The following is a 9,932-nucleotide window of genomic DNA, read 5'->3' on the forward strand; positions in this document are numbered from 1 at the left end:
CCCCCCGGGGGGCCCGCGCACGCGGCCGGCGCGCCGCGAACGGGTGCGCGCATCCGGCCCCGAGATGCGGGGCCTCCCGCACGCACCGGCCGGACCGCCGGACGGGTGCGTGCGCCCGGCCCCGCTCCCCGGCCGCGGGCAGGGGAGACCGCGGACGGGCGTGCGACGCCGGCCTGCGCCCTGCCGGGGCTCGGGGCTCGGAGCACGGGGCACGGGGCACGGGGCACGGCGCGCGGAAACGATCATCTAGCGTCCGCTCGGTGCCAGGCGAGGCCCCCCAACCCCGCGTCGTCGTCGCCCTGGTGGCGGTCGGGGCCGCGCCGGACCCGCGCGAAGCGGCGGCCCTGACGGCGGCGGAGCGGCGGCACGCCGACGGCCTGCGCGACGTCGTGGCCGCGCCGTTCGTCGCCGCCCGCGCCCTCCTCCGACGGACGCTCGCGGAGGTCGCCGGCGTCCCGCTCGCGACGGTCCGCCTCGGCGTCGACCCGCACGGCAAGCTCGCGCCGGCGGGGCCGCTGTCGGGGTGGCACTGCAACGTCAGCCACACCGACGGGCTGGCCGCCGTCGCCGTCGCCCGCGGGGTCCGCGTCGGCGTCGACGTGGAGCGCGTCGCGGACGACGGCGACCGGCGGTGCCGGCGCGTGCTGCCGTCGGTCCTGGCCCCGGGCGAGGCCACGACGGTCGACGGCGCCGCGGACGCGGACCGGCTCCCGACGTTCCTCGCGATCTGGACCCGCAAGGAGGCGTTCCTCAAGGGCGTCGGCTGCGGCCTGACCGTCGAGCCGCGCCTCGTCGACGTCGGCCCCTCGGGTCCCCGGATCCGCGCGGCCCCGCACGAGCTGGAGCCGGAGCGGTGGTGCCTCCACGACCTCGCGGCCGGTCCGTCCCACGCCGGCGCGCTGGCGGTCGCCGCCCCGGACGCCGTCGTCGACCGGCGTCCTGCGCCCCCGGTGCCCGGTCGGGGCCTCCCGCCCGGCGGGGCGACCTGAGCCTGGAACCACCGATGATCGGCCGAGCCCCGGCGCCGACGACGAGCGACGCGGATCCCCACCCGCTCCCGCACCACCGGTGGCGACGGCCGGTGACCGTCGGATCCCGGGGCGCGGGCACCGTCACCGGTCGTCGGCGGCGCCGCGACCCGCGGGCCGAGGCTCAGGTCAAGCCGAGCCGGTCGGCCGCGCGGACCGCCTCGGCCCGGTTGCGGACCTCGAGCTTGCGGTAGAGCGAGCTCGTGTGCTCCTTCACCGTGTGCGGCGAGAGGTGCAGCGTCTTGGCGATCTCGGGGTTCGTCGCGCCCGTCGCGATGAGCTCGAGGATCTCGCGCTCGCGCGGGCTCAGGCCCGCGGGCGTCGCGGGCGCCGCGCCGTCGAAGACCGTCCGACCCGCGGCGACCGCGAGCACGGCGCGGCAGACGTCGGCGGCCGGCCAGTCCTTCGGGACGAACCCCGAGGCGCCGGCGGCCTTCGCGGCCGTCGCGGAGATCCGCCCCGCGCCCGACAGCAGCAGGACCCGGGTGCGCGGCTCGACCTCGCGCAGGCGCTCGCAGAGCTCGGCCCCGGACTCCGTGCCGAGGAAGAGATCGACGAGCGCGACGTGCGGTGAGTACCGCTTCGCGAGCTCGATCGCCTCCTCGCCGTTGCGGGCGCTGACGCAGCGCGCCACCCACGACTGGTTCGAGAGCAGCGACCGCAGCCCCCAGTGGACCACCTCGTGGTCGTCGACCAACAGGACGACGGTGCGTCCCACCTCGCGCGTGCTCATCGTGCTCCCCGATCCTCGTCCTGCTCCTCGTGGCTCGGGAGCAGCAGGCGGACCCGCCAGCCGTCCTCGCCACGTGCCCCGAACTCCAGTAGACCACCGGCCTGCAGCGCCTCCACGGCCGCGAGCTTCAGGCCCAGGCCGCTGCCGTGGCCCTCGGTCGCGCGCGCGCCGTCGCTGTCGACGGTCAGCGCGATCGCGTCGTCGCCCTTGCGCGCCAGGCGGACGTCGAGCACCGAGGGCGAGCCGTGCTTCATCGCGTTGCGCACCGCCTCGCCGAGCACGGACTGCGCGAGCGACTCGTGCTCGAGCGGCACCTCGACCCCGGGCTCGACGGTCGAGCGCAGCTCGATCTGGTCCGACAGCGCGCGGCGCAGGCGGTCGATCTCCTCGCCGAGCCGCAGCGCCGTCGGAGGCGAGTGCTGCAGGTCCGGTCCGTGCAGGAGATCGCGCAGCTCGACCTGCGCGGCCTCGACCTCCTGCCGCGCGCGCTCCAGGCCCTCGCCGGCCAGCGGGTCGCCCGAGGCGAGGACGAGCCCGACGCCGAAGAGCCGCTGGATGACCTGCTCGTGGACCTGCCGGGCGAGGAGCAGGCGGGCCGACAGCTGCCGAGCGTGCTCCTGCGCGCGGGTCGCCCGGCGCGCGACGGCCGCGAACGCGACGACCTTGCCGGCGATCCAGAGCGCGTCGCGGTCGGCCTCGGCGAGCGGCGCGTCGTCGCGGTGCTCGGCGATGAGGACGCCGTACCAGAAGCCGCCGGCGATGATCGGGACGTACGCCAGCGCGCCCTCGGGCAGGTTCTTCAGGTCGGGGGCGACGTCGCGCCGGCCGTCCTCGCCCGCCACGTCGGCGTCGAGCGTGTCGACGACGCGGTCCTGCTCGAGCGCCACGCGGGACAGCGGCGCGTCCTCGAGCCCGACGCCCTCGGGGCGGAACCGGTCCCGGTCGATCCCGAACGTGCCGACCGGCCGCACGCGGCGGCGACCCTCGTCGTAGAGCAGCAGGACGGCCCGCTGGACGGCGACGGTCCCGCAGACCGCCTCGCACATCCGGTCCCAGAAGCCGGCGCTGTCCGGCGTGGCCTGCTCGATCCCCGCCATGGCGCTGACGAACACGCCGAGCGCGTCGGCGGCGACCTTCGCGGCTGACTGGTGGACCTCCGGCTGCTCCGGACCTGACATCGCGTCGAGGCTAGACGACCGCGGCGCGCGGAGGATGGTCCGGGGCCGTCCGCGCCGGCGCGGCGGGGGGCCGTCTCACGAATCTCTCATGCCGATCTTTAGGACGCGCTTTAGGAGCGGCGCCTAGGGTCGATCGCCGCTGTGGACCCGTGGTCGGCGGCGGCCGGCGGAGCCTGCGCACCGCAACTTCGCCGCCCCGGTGCTGTCTCAGCCTCTGACCTGCGCACCGGCGGGCGCCTCGAGCCGAGGCCGCGCGCCGGCGCCGGTCCACGCCCCCGATCCCCCACCGACGAGGAGCCCATGACCCGCAGGAGCCGATCGATCACCACGACCGCCGGTGCCGCCCTGGCCGCTGCCGCGCTGCTGCCGGCCGCCGCCTCCGCCGCCCCGGTCAAGGGCCTGCAGGACCAGGAGATGACGGTCAACCGGCCGGAGCTGACCTCCGCGTACTTCACCGCCGCGAAGGAGGCGAAGGTCGGGTTCACCCGCTTCAACATCCGCTGGGACGGCAAGTCCCGGGTGCCGGACGCCGGCCAGCTCCAGGCGATCAAGGCGTTCGCCGCCCAGGCCCCGGCCCACGGCATCACGGCGATCCAGATCGCCCCGAACGTCTCCGGCGACGCGTCGTTCAACCCGCGGCGCAAGAAGGGCCCGACGGCCGCGTCGAAGATCTCGGTCTCGGCCTACAAGTCCTACATCCGCGCGGTGGCGCAGGAGCTGAAGGACATGCCGGTCGCCCGGTTCTACGCGCCCCTGAACGAGCCGAACTGGTTCCGCCACATCCCGGCCCGGGGCGCCGGCACCGTCTACCGAAAGATCCACAACACGGCCTGGTCGCAGGTCAAGGCGGTCGACCCGAAGGCGAAGATCCTCTTCGGCGAGCTGCTCCCGTACGAGCGCGCCAAGTCGAGGAACTACCCCTACGGGCAGTCGACGGACGCCGGCACCTTCGTCCGCGAGGTCCTGGGCCTGGACTCGAAGTGGCGCGCGAAGCGCGGCACGAAGCGCTCGACGTACACCGTGAAGGCGGACGGCGTGTCCCTGCACACGTACGACTTCAAGGCGAATCCGAACAAGAAGCGCAAGGACCGCGACGACTGGACGCAGGCGAACCTCGGCTACGCGAAGGCCGACCTCGCCCGCGCGGCCCGCACGAAGCGGATCTCCAGCTCGGCGGCGAAGCGGATCTACCTCACCGAGTTCGCCTACAAGACGAAGGGCAGCGACAAGATCTCGACGTCGAAGGCGTCGACGTACCTCAAGCGCGCCTGGACGATCGCGAAGCGGTACAAGGTCCGGACGTTCCTCTGGTACCAGCTGCGCGACCCCACCTCGACCGACGAGATCTGGCAGTCGGGCCTGCAGTCCAGCGCCGGCGCCTCGCGCAAGACCTGGACGACGTTCCGCGGCCTGCGGTAGCCACCGCGCCGTTCCGGTCGGCCTCCCGCCGGCCCGCCTCGAGGGGCCTCCCGCACGGGAGGCCCCTCGTCGTCGTGGGGCCGCCGGCGGCGCCGCGGGCGGGGGTCCCGGCGGGGCGCTGGCCTCCATGCGCTTTCATGCCCCCGGTGCCGCGATTCCGGGCACCGACCATCGGGAACAGGGGAGCACCATGCGCGAGAGCCACGCCGACGTCGTCGTCCTCGGAGCCGGTCCGGCCGGCGAGGTGCTGGCGGGCGCGCTCGGCGAGCGCGGCGTCGAGACGGTCCTCGTCGAGCCGCGGCTCGTCGGCGGGGAGTGCTCGTTCTACGGCTGCATGCCGTCCAAGGCCCTGCTGCGCCCGCACGAGCTGCTCGAGGAGGTCCGTCGCGTGCCGGGCGTGCGCGAGCTCGTGCAGGGCGAGCCCGACCCCCAGGCCGTGCTCGACCGGCGCGACGAGGTGATCCACGAGCTCGACGACAGCGTCCAGCTGCCGTGGATCGAGGAGCGCGACGTCCGCCTGATGCGCGGTCACGGCCGCATCGTCGGCGAGCGGCTCGTGGAGGTCGTCGACGGCGAGGGCCGCGTCGTCGAGCGGATCGCGGTGCGGCGCGCGGTCGCCCTCGCCACCGGGACGCGGCCGGCGCTGCCCCCGATCCCCGGCCTCGAGGACGTCGACCCGTGGACGAACCGCGAGGCGACGACGGCCGACGAGGTCCCGGGACGCCTGGTCGTCCTCGGCGGCGGGCCGATCGGCGCGGAGATGGCCCTCGCCTGGTCGTCCCTCGGCGCGACGGTGACGCTCCTGGAGGGCGCGGACCGGATCCTCCTCAAGGAGGAGCCGTTCGCCAGCGCGCAGGTGACCGACGGGCTGCGCGAGCGCGGCGTGGACGTGCGCACCGGCGTCCGGGTCGCCGCGGCCGCCCGGGAGGACGGCGAGGTCGTCGTGACCCTCGAGGGCGGCGAGGCCCTGCGGGCCGACGAGCTGCTCGTCGCCGCCGGCCGGACGCCGAACAGCGACGGGCTGGGGCTCGACGCCGTCGGCGTCGAGCCGGACCCGCGGGGCTTCGTCGCCGTCGACGACGGGCTGCGGGTCGGCGGCCGCGACTGGCTCTACGCGATCGGCGACGTGAACGGCCGCGCGCTGCTCACCCACCAGGGCAAGCGCCAGGCGCGCGTCGTCGCCGCGCGGCTGCTCGAGGACCAGGACGCGCAGCTCCTGGGCCAGGAGCCCGACGGGCTGCGCAGCCCGCGGGTGACGTTCACCGAGCCGCAGGTCGCCGCGGTCGGCCACACGCTGCAGTCCGCGCTCGACGCGGGCCTCGACGCCGAGGCGATCGACGCGCCGAGCGACGGCACGGCCGGGGCGAGCTTCGTGGGCAAGGGCGCCGGCGGGACGACGCGATTCGTCATCGACCGCAGCGCCGGCGTGCTGCTCGGGGCGACGTTCGTCGGCGCCGGGGTCGCCGAGCAGCTGCACGCGGCGACGATCGCGGTCGCCGGCCGGGTGCCGCTCCACGTGCTCGACGCCAGCGTGCCGGCGTTCCCGACGCGCACCGAGGTCTGGCTGCGGCTCGCCGCGCGCGACGGCGGCTGATCGCCGCGCCGCGCCGGCTCGCCGGCGACGGGGATGCGAGAAGTCGATAGGTGTGCCTAATATTCGGCGGCCCTACATGATGCTCGCCGACGCCCTGATCGCCGCCCGCCGCCCCGACCGCCTGCCGGAGGTCGCGGCGTGAGCGCCCTCCACGACGACCGCCGCCACGTGATGGTCCACCGGTCCTGCGCCACGCGCACGACCCCCGACGGCGAGGTGCTCGACGCGGCGCGCTACGACTGGTTCCACGCCGAGCCCGACGAGGACCGCTGGGTCGCGTTTCACCGCAGCGAGCACCTCGACGCGGTCACCGCGTGGTGCGCGGCGCGCGCCGCCGCGGCCGACCGTCGCTGGACGACCCTCGCGCTCGGCCGGCCCCGCGCGGACGTCGCCGCGGCACCGGCCGTCGTCGCCGACCTCCAGCGTTCGGCGGTCGCCGCGCTGCGCCGCGCCCACGGGGACGCCGCGCTGCGGGCCGGGCGCGTCGACCCGGCCGAGCTGCGGGCCCACGAGGCGACGCTCCGGCCCGAGGACCTGCCCTGCGAGGTCCTCCTGCCCGCCGACCCCGAGGCCGACCGCCTGCCGCTGTCGGCGATCTTCGCGCCGGACCTGCGGGCGACGCTCGCCCGCCACGGCGTCACGACCCTCGGCGCCCTGAGCCGCTGCTCACGGCCGGTGATCGCCGGGTGGACGGGGATCGGGACCGCCGAGCTCGGCCGCATCGAGCGGACGCTCCATCGCCACGGGCTGCTGCTGGCGCCCGAGCGCCCGGCCGCGCCCGCCGAGCGCCGGGCGGCGCGGCTGCGCGTCGCCGCCCGCGCCGCCGAGCTCGCCGCGCGCGGCTACCGCCTCGACGAGATCGCGCGCGACCTCGGCCGCTCCCCCGCCGCGCTGCGCCTGCTGCTCGCCGAGCGCCGCGGCGCGCGCTTGCGCTGAGGCCCGCGCGCGTCGGCGCGACGACGGTCAGCGCGACGGGCCCGATCAGCGGCGCGCGCGGACCGTCGCCGTGCCGGCGCGATGCCCCGTGCGCGTGGCGCGCAGGCGGTACGCGCCCGGCCGCGCGGCGGTCACCCGCAGCGTCGCGCGCCCCGACGACGACGTGGTCGCGCTCCGTCCGAGCAGCCGCACGCGGGCGCCGCGGACGGCTCGGCGGCGACCGTCGACCACCGCCGTGACGCGGACCCGCACCGCGGTGCGCCGGCCGACGGCGATCCGGGACGGGCTGGCCGTCGCGCGCAGCCGCGGCCTCGCCGCCGGGGCCGGTGCGGGTGCGGGCGCCGCGGCCCGAGGCGGGTCGCCGGCGCCGGCGGGGATGAGCTCGGGGACGCCCTCCTCGCCGGTCTCGATCGCGAGGATCGCCTGGTTGGCGCGGTTGCCGAAGATCGGGCTCTGGTTGGCCACGAGGATCCGCGTCCCGAGGAAGCGGGCGTTCGAGGGGCCGTCGAAGGGGATCGCCGAGCCGTTGGAGCCCAGCAGCGGCGTGCCGAACCGCGTGATCTCGCGCCCGTCGGGCGCGACCTTCGCCACCTGCGCCGCGAGGCCGACGAGCGCGACGTAGACGTTGCCGCTCCGCGCGACGGCGATGCCGTCGGGGAAGTCGCCGAGGCCGGACTGCCACAGCGTCTGCGGTCGGCCCGGGTCGAGGTCCGGCAGCAGCGGGATCTTCACGAGCTTCCCGCGCAGGTCGCTCGGCACGTTGCCGGCCTGCGACAGGAGCACCGCGCGCCGGTCGCCCGTGAGCGCGATCCCGGCGCCGCCGAAGCCGTCCGAGACGAGCTCCTCGGACTGGAACCAGATGCTCGCGCGGCCCCCGCCGGGCGGCACCTGCCAGATGACGTCCTGGTGGTAGTCCGTCACGAGCAGCCGCCCGTCGGGCAGCCACGTGGCGTAGTTCGCCATCGGCGCCTCGTCGCTGCCCAGCTCGCAGCCGACGAGCAGGTCCCCGGCGGGGCAGGACTTGAGGTCCGGGAACGTCGCATAGGGCGTGAAGGCGCCGGTCTCGGGGTCCAGCAGCAGTGCCCGTGCGGGCGTCCGGTCCAGCAGCACGAGCCGGCCGCGGGCGTCGCTCGTGGCGACCTGCACGCCGTGCTCGGCGCGCAGCGCCTGCCCGGGCACGGTCCAGGAGCGCAGCGGCGCGCCGGTCGAGGAGTACTCGAAGACCTTCGAGGGCACGCCCTCGCCGGCCGGGTCGACGTACGTGCCCTCGAAGACGCGGCCGTCCGGCCGCACGTAGGCGTGCGCCGGGTACCCCGGGGCCGCGACCTTCGCGAAGACGCTCGTGTCCCCCACCGCCGCGGTCGCCGACGCCGCGCCGACCCCCAGGGCCAGGAGCGCCCCCGCCATCGCGGTCGCCGCCACCACCCGATCGCGCATGCTCACCCTCCCGCCTTCGCCGTGAAGGCCTTGCCGTTGACGTTGCCGCTGCCGTCGCGGATGGCCCCCTTCGGGATCGTCACCGTGCTGCCCGCGGGGGCGTCCACGGTGGCGATCCCGTTGCGCCCGATCGGGACCTCGACGGCGCGTCCCCCGACCTGGAAGGTCACCGTCCCGGTCTGCAGCAGCGACGGCCAGGCCGTGAGGTCGACGTTGATCCGGGGGAGCGGGAAGCCGACCTCGACCGCCGCGCGCCCGGGTCCGGAGCCCGCGGGACGGGCCTCGATCCGGTCGCTGGCGCCGATCCGGAAGCTCGCCGACTCGAGGCGGTAGCGCGCCGCCGTCACGACGATCCGGTACTCGCCGAGGGCCGCGTTGACCGGCGGCTCCCAGGTCGCCTCGTAGCGGCCGGCGTCGTCGACGGTCCAGAGGAACGCGCTGCCGAGGTCGTTGTCGACGGCGACCCAACCGTCGCCCTCGCGACGCTCCGCCGTGAGGAACGCGCGATCGACCGGCAGGTCCGCGCCCCGGGGTGCGCCGCGCCACGCGAGCGTCGCATGACCGAGCCGCTGGATCGACCGCGGCTGGGTGACGATGCTCCCGCTCGTGGCGCCCGCGGCGTACGCGGGACCGTCCGGCCGGACGCCGTTGCTGGCGTCGTAGGGACGCTGCTCGAGCGTCGTGCCGATGCCGCTCAGCGCTCGGCCGAGCTCGGCGGCGCGGTCGACGAAGAACGTCCCCTCGTGGCGGCCGAAGACCGTCGAGCCGCCCTCGTACTGCTGCTGGTCGTACTCCTTCGGCGTCGTGACGTAGTTCAGGTAGTCGTTCACGAGGCCCGCGACGACCGCGCGCCGCACGCCGGCGCCCTTGGCCTGCTCGAGCACCGCGGCGCGCAGCAGCTCGCCCATGCCCATCGTCGGCTCGCCCGGGATCGTCACGATCCCGCCGTCGCCGATCTGCAGCAGCGCCATCGGCCAGGCCGTCGACCAGCTGCCGACCGGCACCTGGACCTTCCCGCCCTGCACGGGGTCCAGGGCGGGGATCCGGAGGCCCTCGAAGACGACGCCGAGCATCTCGTTCAGGGGACCGCGACCCTCCTCGGATCCCGTGAGGAACGGGGCGCCGATCCGGGGCGTCTCGGCGACGCGTCCGCCGTCGCTCGTCGCCCGCCCGCAGAAGCAGAAGCGCATCCACCGCTGCGCGAGCGTCGGGCGCGCGTCGAGCCGCGAGCCGGCGTCCTTCCAGGCGTCGTACATCGCGTCGCCCTCGAGCCGCCCGACCCGGTCCGCACCGGACGGCCCGTTGTTCGTCAGGCCGGCGGACTGGTCGCCCTGGTCGGCGCTGCCGTAGACGGCGATCAGGCGCTGGCCGTCCGGCACGCCGGCCGCCTGGCGGATCCGCGCCTCGAGCTGCATCGCGGCGATGCCGCCGTGGTCGGCGCTGTACTTGCCGAAGTTCCCCTTCACGACGGTGCCGTGGTTGGCGAAGCTCGTCCACGCGCCGAGCGGGCGCTGTCCGCCCTTCGCGCAGGGCCGCGCGCCGAGCTGCCGCGCGCGGCGGGCGCGGCGGCTCGCCGTGCGGGCCGCGACCCGCGCCGCGCGGTCGGC

Annotated in this window: 8 protein-coding genes; 4 read left to right on the forward strand and 4 right to left on the reverse strand. The window is 76.3% G+C overall.

The window, feature by feature from the left end; all coding sequences use genetic code 11:
* The first annotated feature begins 260 nt into the window (after window positions 1-260).
* Entirely contained in the window at window positions 261-989 is a 729-nt protein-coding gene (locus tag SK069_RS20070) for a 4'-phosphopantetheinyl transferase family protein (protein ID WP_319956053.1), read from the forward strand.
* Window positions 990-1,152: 163 nt separating this feature from the next.
* On the opposite strand, the gene SK069_RS20075 is transcribed toward SK069_RS20070, so the two are convergent.
* Complete coding sequence (locus tag SK069_RS20075; protein WP_319956054.1) at window positions 1,153-1,761, reverse strand: response regulator transcription factor; 609 nt, start codon at window positions 1,759-1,761, stop codon at window positions 1,153-1,155.
* Complete coding sequence (locus SK069_RS20080) at window positions 1,758-2,939, reverse strand: GAF domain-containing sensor histidine kinase (RefSeq protein ID WP_319956055.1); 1,182 nt, start codon at window positions 2,937-2,939, stop codon at window positions 1,758-1,760. Before SK069_RS20080 ends, SK069_RS20075 begins: the two co-directional genes overlap by 4 nt.
* Window positions 2,940-3,239: 300 nt before the next feature.
* Between SK069_RS20080 and SK069_RS20085 the strand changes: the two genes are divergently transcribed.
* From SK069_RS20085 to SK069_RS20095, 3 genes are all read left to right on the forward strand, one after another.
* Window positions 3,240-4,358, forward strand: a complete 1,119-nt coding sequence (locus tag SK069_RS20085; protein ID WP_319956056.1) for a hypothetical protein — start codon at window positions 3,240-3,242, stop codon at window positions 4,356-4,358.
* A 190-nt stretch (window positions 4,359-4,548) separates the two neighbouring features.
* Entirely contained in the window at window positions 4,549-5,952 is a 1,404-nt protein-coding gene (locus SK069_RS20090) for a dihydrolipoyl dehydrogenase family protein (RefSeq protein ID WP_319956057.1), read from the forward strand.
* 138 nt (window positions 5,953-6,090) lie between these two features.
* The gene (locus SK069_RS20095) at window positions 6,091-6,888 is read left to right on the forward strand and encodes a helix-hairpin-helix domain-containing protein (protein WP_319956058.1); all 798 of its coding nucleotides are present in this window, start codon (window positions 6,091-6,093) and stop codon (window positions 6,886-6,888) included.
* A 45-nt stretch (window positions 6,889-6,933) separates the two neighbouring features.
* On the opposite strand, the gene SK069_RS20100 is transcribed toward SK069_RS20095, so the two are convergent.
* Window positions 6,934-8,331 (reverse strand): SMP-30/gluconolactonase/LRE family protein, encoded by a 1,398-nt coding sequence (locus tag SK069_RS20100; RefSeq protein ID WP_319956059.1) that lies wholly within the window; start codon window positions 8,329-8,331, stop codon window positions 6,934-6,936.
* The coding region (locus SK069_RS20105; protein ID WP_319956060.1) for a neutral/alkaline non-lysosomal ceramidase N-terminal domain-containing protein at window positions 8,328-9,932 on the reverse strand (1,605 nt) is incomplete at its 5' end. The genes SK069_RS20105 and SK069_RS20100, both read right to left, overlap by 4 nt.

This window comes from Patulibacter brassicae, assembly GCF_033949425.1.
Classification (GTDB): Bacteria; Actinomycetota; Thermoleophilia; order Solirubrobacterales; family Solirubrobacteraceae; genus Patulibacter; species Patulibacter brassicae.